Raw genomic sequence first — 17,491 nt, 5'->3', positions numbered from 1 at the left:
TAACGGTGACATAGCCAATAATTAACACTAGTCAGTCGATGCTGATGCCAAAACATTACAAATAAGCTGTACTCCAGAATTCCAGGCAGCACTCCAGAAAAGCAATAATTCCAGAATAAAGATTGCTAGATAAAGATCATAGTTAATATCTGGTTTTAAATATAGGTACACAATTACAAATGCCCCTAAGAATATATAAGCCAGCGTTGTTAGATCTCGGTACATTAGCCACATTCGATGAGCATGGGAAACGGTTTGGATTTTTTCATTAGCTTTGAATAATCTGTACCAAACCTTATTTTCAACTACTGGCGTTAAAGTCAATTGATCCTGCAATTCAGGAAGGTCTGCTTTCAGCCGTTCATAATCTACTCTGATATCACGTTGAGCATAGATTGAAAATGCACGATGGCCAGGCGCCGCATAGGGCCAGCGTAAATACACTAGTGCATCTTTAACCTGCCTTGGAATAATCAGGCTCAATGCTCCGATAGCCACAGTCGATACTGCCGCAGCTAACCCGGAAAGTTTCCAATTGGTCATAAATGACCCAACCACTTGAGTATCAATTTCTATACTTTGCGAAAAAAAATACAATAGCCCAGTATTTATCAATGTCATGGCAACGATGCTTGGCATGTTGATCATTTTTAATGACGGCATTCGGAGTTCTCCAATGGATTTGTGATTGGGCCTGGTACTGATATCAGCCCTTCTGGTCGATAAATTAAACAGATGCTTGGGACGTTACCCCGCTCTCTTGTCAGATCTACCAATGTTCTTTTGTCTGTCCCTGATGCGCCGCCTCCGTTCGGGTGACTGTGCCAAGTCCCCAAATAAGTGAGCGTATGGCTAGTGGCCTTTTCAAGAGCACTAATTTGCTTTTTCAAACCTTGAATACCAAGAACAAATTCGTCAGTTCGAAATTCACTATCCATAGGAGGTGGAAGAAGACCCGTTACATAAATTGTTCGTCTACCCCAATTGATGTGCCCGATTAAGCCGCCTCCGGTTTCCAAGGGTTTGTGCTGCTCAGTCTCCATGCGCATTCGATCTTTTAAGGCAAAAGGAATTCTTAGCTCCCATTTTGATTTATCTCCAACGTGGATGACTTCGATTTTGGTCGTGGATTGACGCATCCAATTGACTCCTAAACAATCTTCGGTAAGCAATCCGACCAAAAGTTCTCCGTCCTTCGGAATGCCGTTATCGAGTAACTGTGATGTCCGCTCAGCAATGCCAGCTGAAAATAGTGAGATTTTTGCGTCAGACATTTTCATCGAAAATGATGTGCACCCTTGACCGGTGTTTATTCGGTCAAATTTTGTGGATTGATATAATTTAGTCCCAATCGTGCTGGACTCCCAGCCTAGTTGATAAAGCTGGGCAACCAAATCGTCGACCCTTGGATTTCGGTCTCTTCCTTCTAGGCCAAAAAAACCAATCTGCCCGCGACCATACAGCGCAATTTGAAGGAGTGGCGCACCGAAATTCTTTGGGCTGACCACGCAAAGAGCATCTTGCACAGAACTGGAAGCCGTCGCGTCGATAATTAGCCCATTACATTTTGCAAACAGGTCTGGCTTATTTTGTAGCCTGAAAATGACATCTTCCAGGGATTTACTCACTTCAGTAACATTGGCACCAACTTGCTTTAGTAGGTCTTTAGTTAACCAAACCTTGGGGAGCATGAATTCGGCCGCAGCAAAATTTGCTACGGCATGTCTTGCGTTGTTATGTGGCGAAAAACAATCTTTGTCATAAAGCCTAAATGGACCATGTCCAGAGCGAGCGAGATGCAATGCAATTTTTGATCCCAAGCTGCCACAGCCGATCATGGCAATTTCTTTGCGGTGATCTGCTTTGTTGAAATTACGATCCGAGGTTTCGGCTAATAGCTTTGGATTCACTTTCCGAATTTGTACTAATGGAAAAACCGTTGTTCGGGTTAATTGCAATCGGTGGTCTTTGTCAGAAGTAAAAGTAATTCCATAAGGAATGACTTCAATGTCACTGTCTTCGCCGATTAGATTGCAGGGTCGTTTTACGGTAAATATGACAGCAATATCCAATTTTTGCTCTATTAGAGGAAGGGAGATTTTTTCGCTAATTTCCTTTAGACGAATTTCCAGCCCAGATCGACAGCCATAATTTTCGGCTCTAACCAGCAACTGTTCAAGGCTATTGACATCGTCCGGTTGATAAATAGAAATTGTGTTTTTGATTCCACCTGAAACCACCAGCCCCAGGGAATAATTTGTCCCAAATTGAGATCGTTTAGTGTTGCCTATTTCGAAGTGTCGAATAGCTTCGCCGATGGTCGGATAGAACATACTTTCATCAATAATTCGACCGGAATGTCCTATAACAGATTGCCAATATTCATACCGAATATATTGGCATAATGGCATTTTCGCTTTGGTAATCCGCTCACGAATGATGGATATTTCGGTAACAATCGATCCTTCAACGCTATCCCTTCGAATTGGTTCCCACCCTTGTCCGGAGCAATCCAGTAACTCTCCAGCCGCAGCTTTACTTAACCAATCGGCGAGCTGGTTGATTAAGCCGTTTATCCAGTCCGGTTCATGCAATAAGTCGTCAAGCCTACCTTCATAAATGCAAGGCGAGACCAATTCGCCTTGTCTGCCCGGATTAATATGCGGGTGGGCTCGATTGAAATCTGCACGCAAGAAAAGCCGAGGGGAGAGGCTGGGGAAAGCTGCTGGAAATAAAATCTTCACCCATTCGATTGCCTTAACACCGGTTTTAGTGATTCCTTCATTAACAGCATCTCGTGGCAACGGGACAATCAAGTTGATTTCGATTTCCCAGTTTCCATGCTTGTCCTCACTGGGACTGATGTCTGCATTTTTCACGGAAGGATGGGCTAGGATTTGGCTAATTGCTTCTTTCACAGCGATTGGCGGATCCTTTGAGAGCAATCCCACAGTATTAACCATGTCGCTTTGGTTTTGCACCTGAGGCAAGTCCAGCACCAAAGGTAATGTTGCTAGCTAGTTTTGGACTTTTTTGGGGGCCTCCAGATGTCAGTGTAATTTCAATGACCTCTTGATCTTGAGTTCCTGTACAGACAAATTCACCATCGACATTCTTGGCGATGGCTTCATATTGTTTCTTGGCCCCCCAGCACGGCGGATCGTTATCATCGTCTTTGATGACATTACTGCTGGCGATAACCGTAGCGTAACGTTCTGCTTGTGAGAGTGCCGATTTGGCTTCTTGGTCCACTTTAGGGTTTTTAGAACGGCTCCAACTGTCTTCCGACAAACTATGCCAAGAACAATGATGTGGCGATAACAAGATGTCATAACGTAAACAGTGCGTGTCATATCGGTGTTTCTGCCATAGTTTGCGCCAGATTGCGACTTCCGCGTCGCCTCCACACAAAAACCGGTTGGTTTTAGCGCCGTAAGGCCGTGATGCAATCTTAAATTGCAAGATGACACTTGAGTGATTCTTGGATAACCGATCTTCTTCTTCAATATCCTTGGACTGCAAGGGGCCAAGCACAAACACTTCGACCATTTGAGTTTCACGTTCATTAATCTTGGTAAATGTTTTGTCTACCTCAGTCAATATTGCTTCTAGGCCATCTGTTTTGTTGTCTTCATCTTTACCAATAACTCGGATGCGATCACCGGCTTCGCCGATTTTTTGGGTTTCTTTGTACAAATTGACGCGGCGCTTTGCTTCAGTATTAAACGCTTTGGCATCTTCGCAAAGTGTATGCCCGGTTCGACGGTCTGCACGCCGCCAAACAATAGGGGATGACCAAATTTCTTGAATGATAATTTTCGCTTGCTCTCCATCCTTAGGCTCTTTGTAGCAATCAATTGCGCCAAGATGGAAATGTTTGCTTAAGCCTCTCAAGTGGTCTTGGTCTGGATGGGTTTGGAGAAAGACATCAACGTAGGGGCGTCCATTGGAATCGTTATTAAGGCGATTTCTCAGTTCGCTGGAGACGTCGAAATAATCTGCATTGGCTTCGTCGTCCGCGCTTTCACGGATGTTCATGTCGATCAAAATCTTGGTTTGGCTGGCATCATCAAGCTCAATCAACGTCATATCGCCGTTGCCAACCGGAAAAAAAGTAATTTTTGTACTCAATTCGAGTCTCCACTGATATTTAATAAACACTATATATTATGATTTTTAAAAATAATAACACAATATATAGTTACTAATGGCAATATAGGGTTGCCATATAATATTTCAAGGCAATGTTAAAAATAAAATAAATTGCATCAAAGTAATTGACGCAAATGATGTTATCACGACTGTTTATATTGTCAATACTTAAATTGCATCAAATTGCATGATGCAATTTAAGCAGGTATGATGGCTGACAAAATATATCTATTCACTACTAACCATGAAGCTCCTAAAACAAATTGCCACAATCCGAGCCGGATATGCCTTTAGAGGAAAAATAGAAGAAGATCAAAACGGAAATGTCCACGTGATCCAGATGAAAGATGTTGATGTTGGGAAAGGCATTGATTGGACTGGCTTAGTCGTGACTGATTTGCCAGGGAAGAAACAACCGGATTGGTTGAAAAATGGTGACTTGTTATTTGTGGCCAGAGGCAACCGCAATTTTGCGTTGCTATTCGATGAAGTGCCGTTCGATACGGTGCTTTCTCCACATTTTTTTCATTTGACTGTTAAGCGCGGAGTCAACATTTTGCCAGGTTTTTTGGCATGGCAGATTAATCAAGAACCGATCCAACACTATTTACAAAAATCATCCCATGGCAGCATGGTGCAAGCTATTGGTCGGCAAGTGTTAGACAATATGCCCGTTGCGATTCCATCGCTTGAAAAACAACAGGCCATATTGTCGGTTAACCACGCATGGCAACAACAACTCCGGGTAATGGCGGCTTTAACTGACAATATGCAGCGCACCATGACCGGGATAGCCAAACAAATACTACGTGAAAATTAAAAAAACCAGAGAACACGCTATGAACGAAAACAGGGAACCGATCAAACAGGATGACATTAACAAAGCCGTCTGGGCCGCGTGCGACAGCTTTCGCGGCACTGTAGACCCCAGTATCTATAAAGACTATGTCCTGACCATGCTGTTTTTGAAATACATATCCGATGTATGGCAGGATCACTACGACCAATACCAAAAAGAACATGGCGACGAACCGGAGCTGATTGAAGAACTGTTGAAAAACGAGCGCTTCGTCCTTCCCAAAGCGGCAGGTTTTTACCATTTGCTCGAGCATCGGCATGAACCCGGTAATGGCGAACGTATCGACCAAGCCTTACATGCCATCGAAGAAGCTAACATCAGCAAACTGCGTGATGTGTTCCAGGACATTAGCTTCAATTCCAACAAACTGGGCGACGACAAACAGAAAAACAACATCCTGCGCCATTTATTGGAAGACTTTAACAAGTCCACCTTAGACTTGCGTCCGTCCCGAATCGGCCAGTTGGACATCATCGGTGGTGCTTACGAGTTTTTAATCAAAAACTTTGCCGCCAGTGCTGGCAAAAAAGCGGGCGAGTTTTATACCCCACCGGAAGTATCCGATTTGATAGCTGACATCTTGGAACCCCGCGAAGGTGACGAAATAGCTGATCCGGCTTGTGGCTCCGGCTCATTGCTGATGAAATGCGGGCGCAAAATTCGGGAAAACTTCAACGGCTCCAAAAAATACGCCTTGTTTGGGCAGGAAGCCATCGGCTCCACTTGGGCACTTGCCAAAATGAACATGTTCCTGCACGGCGAAGACAATCACCGTATCGAATGGGGCGACACCTTACGCAACCCTAAATTGCTCAATCCCGATGAAAGCTTAAAACATTTCGACATCGTCACCGCCAATCCACCGTTTTCTCTGGAAAAATGGGGCTACGAAGAAGCCCAGCATGACCGTTTCAGCCGTTATCGGCGTGGCTTTCCGCCCAAAACCAAAGGTGATTACGCCTTTATTTTGCACATGATCGAAACCCTTAAACCTGGCACCGGGCGAATGGGTGTGGTCGTGCCGCACGGCGTGTTGTTCCGTGGTGCCGCCGAAGGCCAAATTCGAAAAAAATTGATTGAAGAAAATTTGCTCGATACGGTTATCGGCCTGCCGGAAAAACTATTTTACGGCACTGGCATTCCTGCCGCTATCTTGATTTTCAAAAAGCGTAAAACTGACGAAAAAGTGCTGTTTATTGATGCCAGCCGTGATTACCGCGACGGCAAAAACCAGAATTTTCTTCGCGCCGAAGACATTCAAAAAATTGTCACCACTTACCGCAACAGACAATCCATTGATAAATACGCCTACTTAGCGAGCCTTGCCGACATTCAGGAAAACGACTTCAACCTGAATATTCCGCGCTATGTCGATACCTTCGTGGAAGAGGCGGAAATTGACTTGCTGGCGGTACGCAAGGAGCGTGAGCAATTGAAGGCGCAATTGGCGGAACTGGAAATCGAAATGGACCACTACTTGAAAGAGCTGGGTTATGACGCTTGATGCTGCAAACAACCCGCTGTTGTCGGAAATCCGGCACATCATCGAGCAGGCCCGTCAGCGGGTGCATCAAACCGTCAACAGCGAAATGGTGCAAGCCTATTGGCATATCGGTCGCGTGATTGTCGAAGATGAACAGCAAGGCCAGCAACGCGCTGCTTACGGCAAACAGCAATTGCAACACTTGTCGGAACAACTGACACGCGACTACGGCAAAGGTTTTGATGTTTCCAATTTGCGTAACATGCGTCGGTTTTATCAAAGCTTTCCAATTCGAGACACACTGTGTCTCGAATTGAGCTGGAGCCATTATCGTGTGTTGTTGCGGCTGGAAAACCCGCGTGCCCGCGATTGGTATAAGCAAGAAACGTTGGAACAAAACTGGAGTGTACGGGCTTTGGAGCGGCAGATTGGCGTGCTGTATTACGAACGCCTGTTAGCCAGTCAGGATCGCACCGCCGTCGAGCAAGAAGCACAGGCAAACACCACGCAACTAAGCACCAGGCCAGAAGAGTATCTGCGTGATCCTTATGTGCTGGATTTTCTGAATTTGCCAGCACAAAGCTTCTTGGAAAGCGAGCTGGAACAAGGTTTGATTGATAACTTGCAACACTTTCTGCTGGAGCTGGGCAAGGGCTTTGCCTTCGTTGCCCGGCAACAACGCATCAGCACCGATGACCAAGATTTTTACATTGATTTGGTGTTTTACAACTTCAAGCTCAAATGCTTTTTACTGATCGACCTGAAACTCGGCAAGCTGACTCATCAGGATGTTGGGCAAATGGATAGCTATGTGCGGATTTACGACCGACATAAAAAAGGCGAGGACGACAACCCGACCATCGGCCTGATCTTATGCAGTCAAAAAAGCGAAACCATCGCCAAATATTCGGTACTGGCGGACAACCAACAATTGTTTGCAGCTAAATATCTGCCTTATTTGCCGACTGAGGACGAGCTGAGATTAGAGTTGGAACGGGAACGGCAAGCGGTACAGCAGCGATTGACAGTGAAGGGAGAACGCCATGGTATCTAAAGGGTGGACGCGACAGAAAGTAGGTGAATTATTTGATGTTCAATTAGGCAAGATGCTGAACCAAGAAGCAAAAATGCAGCATCCACAATTTCCTTATTTGACCAACTTTAACGTTCAATGGGGAAAATTTTACATGGATGAAATGAACGAAATGCACTTCACTGAAAAGCAAAGAGAGAAGTTTTCTTTAAAACATGGCGACGTGATTATGTGCGAGGGGGGGGAAGTCGGACGTTGTGCAATATGGAACGAACAATTATCAACTTGCTACTACCAAAAGGCGTTACATAGATTGCGAACTAAGGGGAATATTCTTCCAGAATATTTTCAATATTATATGGAGTCATTAGCTGGAAAAAAATTACTTGATGACTATACGACTAGAACAAGCATTTCCCATCTAACGAGAGAAAAACTGGTAAAGCTGCCTGTAAATTTACCGCCGGTTAGTGAACAAAAGAAAATTGCAAAGATCCTGTCCGTTTGGGATCAAGCCATCTCGACTACAGAAAAATTGCTGGATAATTGTCAGCAACAGAAAAAGGCTTTGGTGCAAATTTTGCTAAAAAGTCAAATACGTTTTCCAGAATTCGAAGATGAATGGAAGAGATATAGACTCAAACAAGTTTGTGACTTTAAAAAAGGATATGGACTTTCAAAAGATCTTATTTCTAGCAACGGCAAATATAAATGTATTCTTTATGGGCAGCTTTATACGAAATATGGAGAAGTGATCAAAAATATCGTAAGCCGGACTAATTCTGAAGAAGGAACGAAATCTGTTGCGGGAGATATTTTGATACCATCATCCACGACAACAACTGGCATTGATTTAGCTAATGCAGTTGCTTTGCTAGAGGATGACGTTTTGCTTGGTGGCGATATAAATATTTTGCGTCCAAACCGTAATTTAGTATGTTCAATATTCATAGCCCATTTATTAACCCACATAAAAAAGCATCAAATTGCTTCTTTCGCTCAAGGGGTTACTATTATTCACCTATACGGTAACGATCTGAAACACCTTAATATTGAACTTCCAAAACTAGAAGAACAACAAAAAATTGCCCAAGTGCTTACCGCAGCCGACCGCGAAATCCAAACCCTACAACAAAAGCTCGCCTGCCTGAAACAAGAGAAAAAAGCCCTGATGCAACAACTACTCACCGGCAAACGCCGCGTGAAGGTCGATGAGTCATGAATACTGCCGCCCGCTTCGCCGAAATCGACCGCCTAAAATCTCGTCTGGACAGCTTGCGCCCGCTACCCGAACACACCGTCCGCACGCTACACGAACAGCAAGTGTTGGAATGGACTTACCATTCCAATGCTATTGAGGGCAATACCTTAACCTTGAAGGAAACCAAGGTGGTGCTGGAAGGCATCACCATCGGCGGCAAGCCGTTGCGCGAGCATTTCGAGGTCATCAACCATAAGGAAGCCATCGATTATGTCGAGGCCATCGTAAAAAACCAGGAAACCTTGAGCGAGTGGCAAATCAAATCCATCCATCATTTGGTGCTGAAAAATATCGATGACCGCAATGCCGGGCAATACCGCAAGGAAAACGTCGTCATTGCCGGTGCCGAGCATTTGCCACCGAATTATATTCAAGTGCCGGAAGCGATGGCGGGTTTGGTGGATTGGTATCGGCAAGTGACTGGTTTGAATTTTCCCTCGGCAAGTGCTCCATGCTTTGCTCTACCTCCCGCATCCTTGCAGTCGTCACCCCAACCCTCTCCCGTTGGGGAGGGAGCTTTATTGATGCACGCAGTGGAATGCGCAGCCCGTTTGCATGTCGATTTCGTCGACATCCATCCGTTTGTGGATGGCAACGGTCGTACCTCGCGGTTATTAATGAACTTTGAACTGATGCGCCAAGGCTTGCTGCCCGTGATTATTCCGGTCGAAAATCGCTTGGCCTATTACGATGCCTTGGATACCGCGCATACCCGTGGCGATTACAGCTTGTTTATCGAATTAGTAGCCAGCTTGGAGCAAGCCACCCTAGAGCGTTACTTGCGGATCGTAGAAGGTTCAGTTCCCTCTCCCTCCGTACCCACAGGGCATAAAGGAAAGGGCTAGGGTGAGGGGATAAAAATGAAAGAACTCGCTAGAGCCTTAAGAAAAAATCAAACCGATGCTGAAAAATTGCTGTGGTATCGGTTACGCAACCGACAGTTAGAGGATTGCAAATTTCGTAGGCAGCAGGTTATAGGATCGAATATAGCTGATTTTCTGTGCTTGGAACCAAAATTAATTATCGAATTGGATGGTGGTCAGCACGCTACTCAGCAGGATCAGGATGAACAGCGCACCCGTTTTTTGGAGTCTTTGGGGTATCGGGTGTTGAGGTTTTGGAATCATGATGTCATCAGGGATATAGAGTCGGTATTGGAAGCGATTCGATTGGTTGTTAATGAGCTTTCTGAAAAAAAGCCCTCTCCAGAGGCATGAGTATCTACACAAATCTAAAAGCTCCTTCTCTCAAAGGGAGAGGGAGTTAAATCGCAATATAACCTTATGTTTTTATTATGTTTAATACTTGTGTAGATACCTATGCTCCAGATAGAGAGGGCTGGGTGACGACTGCGAGGACGCAGGAGGTAGAGCAAAGCATGGAGCAATTGCCGAGGGGAAATTACAATAAGGAAAATTGCTTATTATTATCCCCTCATCCCGACCTTCTCCCTGGGGGAGAAGGAGCTAATCAATGAGCATCATCCCTGAAACCAAGGAAGTCTTCAGTTCGCAAATCCCTGCCTTGCAGGTGTTAATGGCGATGGGCTATGAGTATCTGTCACCAACGCAAGCACTGGCCTATCGTGGCGGGCAAACGTCCGAGGTGTTGTTGCGGTCGGTGTTGATAGCTGAATTGCGCAAACGCCGATTCAATTGGAAAGGCCAAGCGTATCCGCTCTCTAATAATGCCATTGACGACATCGTGCGGCAGTTGGCTTCGCCCGGTTTGGGCGAAGGTTTATTGTCCGCCAATGAGCGGCTGTATGATCACTTGACCTTAGGGTTGACCGTGACCGAATTCATTGACGGTAAAAAAGCCCAGCCCACCATCGCCCTCATTGATTGGGAAAACCCAACCAACAATCGCTTTCAGGTCACTGACGAATTTGACGTGTTGAATGCCGGAGGCACTGGCACAAGACGGCCCGATGTCGTTTGTTTCGTCAACGGTATTCCGTTGGTGTGCATCGAAGCCAAGCGCCCCGATCCGCATAACCCGCACAAAGATATGCTCAAGGAAGGCATTTCCCAGCACCTAAGGAACCAGGGTGTCGCCGAAATTCCGCATTTGTTTGCCTACAGCCAATTGCTGTTATCTGTGAATGGCTTGGATGGTCGCTATGGTACGACACGGACGCCCGCCAAGTTTTGGGCGTTATGGCGGGAAGAATTGCTGAAAGATGAGGAATTTGACGCTATTAAAAATACGCCATTATCAGATGCCCAGACTATTCAATTGTTTGGGCATAGACCCGATGGGATGGGTCGGCATTTCGAAAGCCAAGCCGCACAAGGCAAGCTATTGCCCACGGGTCAGGATAAGTTGATTGTCAGTTTGCTGAAGCCAGACCGTTTGCTGGAGTTTATCCGCTTTTTTATCCTGTTCGATAAGAAAAACGGCAAGATTGCCGCCCGTTATCAGCAGTATTTTGGCATCAAAAAATTGCTAGGTCAGGTGATCCGCAAAGATAGCCGTGATGCCCGTCAAGGCGGCGTGATCTGGCATACTACAGGGTCGGGAAAGTCATTTACGATGGTGTTTATGGCTAAGGCTTTGATATTGCATGAACAGTTAAAACTGTGCCGCTTTTTCGTGGTGACTGACCGAATTGATTTGGAAACCCAATTGAGCAAAGTCTTTGCCAATGCCGGTGCGCTGGCTTCCCCTAGGGACATCGAAAAAGCCAAAGCCACGTCCGGCAAGGATTTGGCGCAGCGCATCAGCCACGGTAACGAGCGGATTTTATTTTCGATTATCAATAAGTTTGCTACCGCTTCCAAGCAGCCGGAATGCCACAATTCCAGCTCTGATATTATCGTTTTAATTGATGAAGGCCATCGCAGCCACGGCGGCGAAACCCACGAGCGGATGCGCTTAGCGTTGCCCAACGCGGCTTATGTTGCCTTTACTGGCACACCGTTACTGAAGAACGATAAAACGACCAATAAATTCGGCCCCATCATCCATGCCTATACCATGCAACGTGCGGTGGAGGATGGCACGGTAACGCCCTTACTGTACGAAGAACGCGTACCGGAGTTGGGCACCAATTCCAAGGCCATTGATTTGTGGTTCGAGCGCATCACCGAAGGGCTAACTGACAAGCAACGCGCCGACCTGAAAAAGAAGTTCGCGCAAAAAGGCCAAATCTACCAATCCGATAGCCGTATCGAACTGATCGCACACGACATTGCCGACCATTTCGTGAAAAATGTTGCCGATGGCCTCAAGGCGCAATTGGCAACCGACAGCAAACTGTCGGCGATCCGTTACAAGAAATATCTCGATGAAACAGGCTTGGTGTCCAGTGCCATTATCATGTCACCGCCCGATACCCGTGAAGGCCATGATGAGGTGGACGAAAGCTATAAGCCTGAGGTGCAGCAGTGGTGGTTAGAGCAGGTCGGCAACCAAAGCGAAGAAGCTTACAGTAAAGAGGTCATACGGCGGTTTGCTGAGGAAGATGATCCGCAGATTTTGATTGTGGTCGATAAATTGTTGACGGGATTCGACGAACCCCGTAACGCGGTGCTGTACATCGACAAGCCGCTGAAGCAACACAATCTGATCCAAGCGATTGCCCGCGTCAATCGCCTACATGAGTCGAAAAAATTTGGTCTGCTCATTGATTACCGGGGGATTTTGAAAGAACTGGATACCACTTTGGAGGCCTATCAAAATTTAGCCGAACGGACTCAAGACGGCTATGACATCGACGATTTGGCGGGTTTGTACCACCCCGTCAGCACCGAATATAAAAAATTACCTGGCTTGCATGACAAGCTATGGGCGATTTTTAAGGACGTCAATAATCGGGCGGATTTGGAGCAGTTCCGGCAGGTTCTGATTCCGCATTACCAAACCGATGATGCAGGTGATGGTTACGATGCGAAGCAACGGGTACGGGAAGATTTTTACGAGGCGTTGACAGCGTTTAGTTTATGCCTGGAAGTCGCGCTGGGATCGGGTAGTTTTTACGAAGACCGTAGCTTCAATGAGGAGGATATTCGCATCTATAAACGCGATGTGCGCTTTTTCAGTCAACTTAGGCAAATTTCCCGCCAAGATGCGGGTGAAACGATTGACTATTCAGACTACGCGGCACGAATCAAAAAATTGATTGATAAGCATGTGGTCGGCGAAGGTATTCGGGAGCCTGAGGGTGTTTTTATCGTCAACGAGCTAGGTAAACAAAAGCCTGAGCAATGGAGCGATGAAAAAATCCGTAACGAAACCGACATTATCCGCACCCGGTTGAAGAAAACCATCGAGCAAGAACTCCAAGACGACCCTTATACACAAAAGGTCTTTTCGGAACTATTGGAACAGGCTATCCGCGAGACAGAAGCCATGTTCGAACACCCGTTTAAACAGTATGTCTTTTATAAGGATTTGGAAGAAAAGCTGGCTCGCCGCGAGGTGGTGGATATACCAAGTCCATTGGCTAAAAATTCGCACGCAAAGGCTTATTTCGGTGTGCTCAAATTGGTTATCGGCGAAGACGCTTTTGTTGCCATGTCACCCGAGGAAATAAACCATTATGTCGGAGAAGCTTTTGCTATTGACGAAGTGGTTGATAAGGCGGTTGCGGAAAACTCTGTCAATCCGCAAAATATTGAAGCTGAAATTCGTAAAAGTTTATTGCCACGGTTGTTTAAGCTGATTGGCATGGATAAAGCCAAGGAAGTGATTGAACATATCGTGCAAATTACCCGTGTCGGCCTGTCCAAAGAACGCTAATGCAACAGACCATTCGCTACGGTAGCGAGGAAATCCATTATCAAGTCACTTTTCTGACCCGTAAAACTTCTAAGATTGTCATCCATATCCATCCTGATGGGAGGGTACAAGTGGATGCACCGGAAGATGCTGACTTACAGCAGATTAAGCAAGCGGTATTGAAGCGTGCGCGTTGGTTATCCCTGAACTTATTCCGTATTCGTGAAGCGCGATCGGAAGTATTGCCCAGACAATATATTAGCGGCGAAAGTCATTTTTATTTGGGGAAGCGGTATCCCTTAAAAATAGTGGCGTTGGCCAACAATCATCCGCCTACGGTGAAATTGTTGAGAGGGCAATTACACGTTGCCACTGCCGACCGTTCCAGTGAAAAAGTGAGGCAACTGTTAAAAGACTGGTATGCCTCTCACGCCCGTCAAGTTTTTCATCGCCGCCTAAACGCTTTGGTGCCTAGCGTGTTGTGGCTGAACGGCGAATCTCTCACGATTAAACTGCTGACAATGAAGAAACAATGGGGAAGCTGTTCGCCTCAGGGACATATCCTGTTGAATCCGCATTTGATAAAGGCTCCCACAGAATGTATCGATTACGTGATTATCCATGAGCTTTGCCATCTAAAGGAACACAATCACAGTCCCGAATTCTACAGACTATTAAGTTTACAAATGCCCGGATGGAAACAAATTAAGATTAAGTTGGACGGGATGGCTGAGTTGCTGTTGAATTATTAAAATTTCTTACGCTGTTGAAAACAGCACTCCTAAAAATGCTTATTAAATCTTTTTCTTGTTGTCTAAAAAATGAAGGTTTTTTAGACAATCGGCAAAACGCGCAATATCAACGGCTTGCAAGTCCAGCAATTTTGTCTAACAATAGGGGCATGAAATACGGTTATGCACGGGTCTCGACCGATGACCAAAAAGCGGATTTACAGATTAACGCCCTGACTAAGGCGGGGTGCGAGTATATTTTTACCGACACGGCCAGCGGCGCAGTCGCCAAGCGGCCAGAATTGACGCGCTGCCTTGAATTGCTACGGGCTGGGGATACGTTGGTGGTCTGGAAGCTCGACCGTCTGGGGCGGTCTCTGTCGCATTTGGTGGCGGTGCTGGGTGAACTGCAAGGCAAGGGGGTGGCCTTCCTGTCCTTGACCGAAGCCATCGACACCGGAAGTGCGGCGGGGCGGTTGATGGGTCACATACTGGCGGCACTAGCCGAGTTCGAGCGGTCACTGATTATCGAACGCACCCAAGCCGGATTGAAGGCGGCGAAGCGGCGCGGCCAGAAGCTGGGGCGTAAACCGTCACTCTCCAGCGAACAGGTCAAACACGCGCGGGAATTGCTAGACAGGGGCGAGAGTCCGGCTGCGGTCGCCAAACTGCTCAAGGTTTGCCGTGCCACACTTTACAATAGCGTGAAGGCTAGGAATTAAGCACATGTTTGAACATTTCTAAACTCAAGTTTATCATCATTAAGGTGAATATTATGACAGATAATGACAACAAAATTCGCCAAACGGCAATTTCAGGACGTGATTCAAAACAAGTAGGGCATGACAATAAGGAAACAAATATAAAGCTATATATTAGTGTGTTTTTTATCTCTATAATAATTTTTTCTATCTTAATATGGCTTAAATAAAGCTTAAGTAATTTGACATAAGTTTTATGGTATAAAATATAAGCTTTTTGAGCCACCACCACCATGCCACGTTTAAAATTTGTCCGGCCACTCAGCGACACAGACAAGCAAGAGTTGGATGCGCTTTACAAGACCCACCCAAACTTTAAGGTGCGAAGACGCGCCCACGCCTTGTTGCTGAGCGGCAGCGGGCATACGATAAACCAGCTACAAGCCATTTTCCAGGTTGACCGTGACCCTATCAGCCAGTGGATCAACCGCTTCAACGCGCAAGGTGTCGGCGGGCTTGGGGATTTGCCGCGCTCCGGGCGGCCACCGATTTACACGCCCGAAGAAATCGCACTGTTCCGGGCCCAATTGGACGAAGAACCGCGCCAAATCAAGCAGGCCCAAGCCCTTCTGGAGGCCCGGACCCGGAAAAAGTCGGCGACCGGGACGTTAAGGCGCATTTTAAAAAAACCGGTTATTCATGGCGGCGGTGCAGGCGCTCCGTAAAAAGCAGGCGTTGTGCCGAGGGCTTTGCCAAGGCCAAGGACATCCAAACCGCCCTGAAAAAATGGGACGATGAAGACAAAATCAGCCTGTTCTATTTTGACGAATCCGGCTTCAGCACCGCGTCCTCCGTGCCTTACGCCTGGCAACCCAAAGGCCGGACGTTGGAAATCCCCTGTTTCCATAGCCAGCGCCTCAATGTCCTGGGGTTTGTTTCCCGGGACAGCCGGTCTTTTTTCCACACCGTTGAAGGGCGCGTCAAAACTGAACAGGTGGCCGGAGCCTTCGACCAGTTCGCCGCACACTATGGCGACGGCTACGCCGTCCATAAAAAACCGTGCGTCGTCATTATTGACAACGCTTCCATGCACACCAGCCGCGCCTTTCTGGCACGCCGCGACGACTGGATGGCGCAAGGTGTCGTGTTGCATTATCTGCCGCCCTATAGCCCTGAGCCCGACCTGATCGAAATCGTCTGGCGCAAGATCAAGTATGAATGGCTGCCCCTATCGTGCTATGCCAGTTACGGGACATTGAAACAGGCCGTATTGGACATCCTTTCAAAATTCGGCGATGAATACCGGGTTACTTTTGTGTAATTACTTATAAGCGATGCTACCAAACGCTCTTCCTGTTTAGAATCCGGTGTTATAGACACTAGCCAGCTAAAGAATAAAGCTGTTAACAGCAATAAAATGAAGAGCAGGCGATTAATCCCCTCTTGCAAACTACCAAAACCAATTTGTAGGCGTTGCCGATGTGTTGTTGCAATCATAACCTGCCAGCCGATTTGCAGCCATAGACCTAACCAAGCCCAAACTGGGCGGGACAAAATGGCTGTGTTCCATCTTTGCCAATGCAAGCGCGTATAACGCCATTCGCAGACACACAAGCGACGCAAGCCGAAGCCAAATTGTGCCATTTGCCGCCACCAATGCAAGGCGTTATCGCTTCTGTCCAGTGTTTTTGCCCACAAATAAGCCAACATCGCAATGTCTGTACTTAGACAAATTTGCTGCCAGAACACCAAGTTTTCGTCGTGATAGGGTAAGAATTTTGCCTGCATCCACCAGAACATGAACACAGGCCAGATGACCAGCGATATTAGGCTGATGCTTACCATAATTAACTGCATGATGGTGCTACGCCGACCTAGCAGCCAGTGCATAAAAGGCAAATTACCCAAACGTCGGCGGATGTTGTCTTGCATATCGAACGATTCTTTTGACAAGACTTCTTCAAATTTGAAGGCGAGTTGGGAGAACAAATAATGCTGCACTAGGATGTAAAGGTGCATAAAAAACAGGAAGGGCGGCATAAACCAGTAAAAGCCCAAGACTGGTATTTCGACATCTAACAAAGGCAGCTTGACAGGCGATATACGCAGGATTTGTTCATGATCGGTCGCTACGACAATTAAGCTTAAATACAGCAACAGCGTTAAAAAAGCGATAGTGAAAAAACGCAAGTCTTTCGCTTCGGAGCGGATAGTGGAGAGGAGCATGTCTACTGCGTTTGATGGCATGGTTATTCCCATTAAGCGTGGATTAGATTAGACGTTAAGGATAGGCTCGACTTCCAGCCCAAATTGGCTTAGCCGTCCCTCCCCTGCATTTCCGCCATAAAACGTTTGGCTTCCACTTCCCGATTAAAGCAGGCGGGAGCGGCCAAAATCGGGGGCAAACTCAATTGGATTACGCAACCCGTTGATAGGCGTCTTGATTTTTTCATAATCCAGGCACCAAATTTCCATGGGTTATGTTAATAATAACTCACGGTTCGCTCATTCAAACGGCCAGTTCACCAGATTGCTCCGCAATGCCCGAT

Annotated in this window: 15 protein-coding genes and 1 pseudogene; 12 read left to right on the top strand and 4 right to left on the bottom strand. The window is 46.5% G+C overall.

What is annotated here, in order from left to right:
• Window positions 1-27: 27 nt before the first annotated feature.
• From METMI_RS0120425 to METMI_RS0120415, 3 genes are read right to left on the bottom strand one after another with little or no spacing between them, the layout of a single operon-like run.
• Window positions 28-663 (bottom strand): hypothetical protein, encoded by a 636-nt coding sequence (locus METMI_RS0120425; protein ID WP_019868164.1) that lies wholly within the window; start codon window positions 661-663, stop codon window positions 28-30.
• The gene (locus tag METMI_RS0120420) at window positions 651-2,999 is read right to left on the bottom strand and encodes a ThiF family adenylyltransferase (protein ID WP_232215325.1); all 2,349 of its coding nucleotides are present in this window, start codon (window positions 2,997-2,999) and stop codon (window positions 651-653) included. The genes METMI_RS0120425 and METMI_RS0120420 overlap by 13 nt, the downstream gene beginning before the upstream one ends.
• The gene (locus METMI_RS0120415) at window positions 2,956-4,131 is read right to left on the bottom strand and encodes a ComEC/Rec2 family competence protein (RefSeq protein WP_019868162.1); all 1,176 of its coding nucleotides are present in this window, start codon (window positions 4,129-4,131) and stop codon (window positions 2,956-2,958) included. The genes METMI_RS0120420 and METMI_RS0120415 overlap by 44 nt, the downstream gene beginning before the upstream one ends.
• Window positions 4,132-4,396: 265 nt before the next feature.
• Between METMI_RS0120415 and METMI_RS0120410 the strand changes: the two genes are divergently transcribed.
• The 12 genes and pseudogenes from METMI_RS0120410 (at window position 4,397) to METMI_RS27215 (ending at window position 16,263) form a co-directional block, all read left to right on the top strand.
• Window positions 4,397-4,972: a restriction endonuclease subunit S gene (locus METMI_RS0120410; RefSeq protein WP_029151838.1), complete on the top strand. Its 576-nt coding sequence runs from the start codon at window positions 4,397-4,399 to the stop codon at window positions 4,970-4,972.
• 19 nt (window positions 4,973-4,991) lie between these two features.
• Entirely contained in the window at window positions 4,992-6,515 is a 1,524-nt protein-coding gene (locus METMI_RS0120405) for a type I restriction-modification system subunit M (protein ID WP_029151837.1), read from the top strand.
• A complete protein-coding gene (locus METMI_RS0120400; RefSeq protein WP_019868159.1) occupies window positions 6,505-7,548 on the top strand; it encodes a PDDEXK nuclease domain-containing protein in 1,044 nt (347 codons plus the stop codon). Before METMI_RS0120405 ends, METMI_RS0120400 begins: the two co-directional genes overlap by 11 nt.
• Entirely contained in the window at window positions 7,538-8,749 is a 1,212-nt protein-coding gene (locus tag METMI_RS25795; RefSeq protein ID WP_019868158.1) for a restriction endonuclease subunit S, read from the top strand. The genes METMI_RS0120400 and METMI_RS25795 overlap by 11 nt, the downstream gene beginning before the upstream one ends.
• Window positions 8,746-9,633 (top strand): Fic family protein, encoded by an 888-nt coding sequence (locus tag METMI_RS0120390; protein WP_019868157.1) that lies wholly within the window; start codon window positions 8,746-8,748, stop codon window positions 9,631-9,633. Before METMI_RS25795 ends, METMI_RS0120390 begins: the two co-directional genes overlap by 4 nt.
• 15 nt (window positions 9,634-9,648) lie before the next feature.
• Window positions 9,649-10,005: an endonuclease domain-containing protein gene (locus METMI_RS0120385; RefSeq protein ID WP_019868156.1), complete on the top strand. Its 357-nt coding sequence runs from the start codon at window positions 9,649-9,651 to the stop codon at window positions 10,003-10,005.
• A gap of 256 nt (window positions 10,006-10,261) precedes the next feature.
• Window positions 10,262-13,531 (top strand): type I restriction endonuclease subunit R, encoded by a 3,270-nt coding sequence (locus METMI_RS0120380; protein WP_019868155.1) that lies wholly within the window; start codon window positions 10,262-10,264, stop codon window positions 13,529-13,531.
• On the top strand, window positions 13,531-14,262 hold the full coding sequence (locus METMI_RS0120375) for a M48 family metallopeptidase (RefSeq protein WP_019868154.1): 732 nt from the start codon (window positions 13,531-13,533) through the stop codon (window positions 14,260-14,262). Before METMI_RS0120380 ends, METMI_RS0120375 begins: the two co-directional genes overlap by 1 nt.
• 149 nt (window positions 14,263-14,411) lie before the next feature.
• On the top strand, window positions 14,412-14,963 hold the full coding sequence (locus METMI_RS0120370) for a recombinase family protein (RefSeq protein ID WP_029151836.1): 552 nt from the start codon (window positions 14,412-14,414) through the stop codon (window positions 14,961-14,963).
• Window positions 14,964-15,016: 53 nt separating this feature from the next.
• Window positions 15,017-15,172, top strand: coding sequence for a hypothetical protein (locus METMI_RS27220; RefSeq protein ID WP_156829922.1), 156 nt, complete (start codon window positions 15,017-15,019; stop codon window positions 15,170-15,172).
• A gap of 63 nt (window positions 15,173-15,235) precedes the next feature.
• Window positions 15,236-15,613, top strand: a pseudogene (locus METMI_RS28015) (helix-turn-helix domain-containing protein); the annotation flags it as partial.
• Window positions 15,529-16,263: an IS630 family transposase gene (locus tag METMI_RS27215; RefSeq protein ID WP_232215324.1), complete on the top strand. Its 735-nt coding sequence runs from the start codon at window positions 15,529-15,531 to the stop codon at window positions 16,261-16,263. The pseudogene METMI_RS28015 and the gene METMI_RS27215, both read left to right, overlap by 85 nt.
• On the opposite strand, the gene METMI_RS0120350 is transcribed toward METMI_RS27215, so the two are convergent.
• Window positions 16,188-17,189, bottom strand: a complete 1,002-nt coding sequence (locus tag METMI_RS0120350; RefSeq protein ID WP_156829920.1) for a hypothetical protein — start codon at window positions 17,187-17,189, stop codon at window positions 16,188-16,190. The two genes, METMI_RS27215 and METMI_RS0120350, sit on opposite strands and share 76 nt — an antisense overlap.
• Window positions 17,190-17,491 lie beyond the last annotated feature (302 nt).

This window comes from Methylovulum miyakonense HT12 (genome assembly GCF_000384075.1).
GTDB classification, from domain to species: domain Bacteria; phylum Pseudomonadota; class Gammaproteobacteria; order Methylococcales; family Methylomonadaceae; genus Methylovulum; species Methylovulum miyakonense.
Note: the sequence above shows the minus strand (reverse complement) of the source record. Positions and strands in the feature narration are given on the sequence as shown.

Excerpts from the sequence above, each read along its gene's own strand:
- METMI_RS0120425 (WP_019868164.1), bottom strand. The coding sequence starts at position 663 with ATGCCGTCATTAAAAATGATCAACATGCCAAGCATCGTTGCCATGACA.
- METMI_RS0120410 (WP_029151838.1), top strand. The coding sequence starts at position 4,397 with ATGAAGCTCCTAAAACAAATTGCCACAATCCGAGCCGGATATGCCTTT.
- METMI_RS0120405 (WP_029151837.1), top strand. The coding sequence starts at position 4,992 with ATGAACGAAAACAGGGAACCGATCAAACAGGATGACATTAACAAAGCC.
- METMI_RS0120400 (WP_019868159.1), top strand. The coding sequence starts at position 6,505 with ATGACGCTTGATGCTGCAAACAACCCGCTGTTGTCGGAAATCCGGCAC.
- METMI_RS25795 (WP_019868158.1), top strand. The coding sequence starts at position 7,538 with ATGGTATCTAAAGGGTGGACGCGACAGAAAGTAGGTGAATTATTTGAT.
- METMI_RS0120390 (WP_019868157.1), top strand. The coding sequence starts at position 8,746 with ATGAATACTGCCGCCCGCTTCGCCGAAATCGACCGCCTAAAATCTCGT.
- METMI_RS0120385 (WP_019868156.1), top strand. The coding sequence starts at position 9,649 with ATGAAAGAACTCGCTAGAGCCTTAAGAAAAAATCAAACCGATGCTGAA.
- METMI_RS0120380 (WP_019868155.1), top strand. The coding sequence starts at position 10,262 with ATGAGCATCATCCCTGAAACCAAGGAAGTCTTCAGTTCGCAAATCCCT.
- METMI_RS0120375 (WP_019868154.1), top strand. The coding sequence starts at position 13,531 with ATGCAACAGACCATTCGCTACGGTAGCGAGGAAATCCATTATCAAGTC.
- METMI_RS0120370 (WP_029151836.1), top strand. The coding sequence starts at position 14,412 with ATGAAATACGGTTATGCACGGGTCTCGACCGATGACCAAAAAGCGGAT.
- METMI_RS27220 (WP_156829922.1), top strand. The coding sequence starts at position 15,017 with ATGACAGATAATGACAACAAAATTCGCCAAACGGCAATTTCAGGACGT.
- METMI_RS0120350 (WP_156829920.1), bottom strand. The coding sequence starts at position 17,189 with ATGCCATCAAACGCAGTAGACATGCTCCTCTCCACTATCCGCTCCGAA.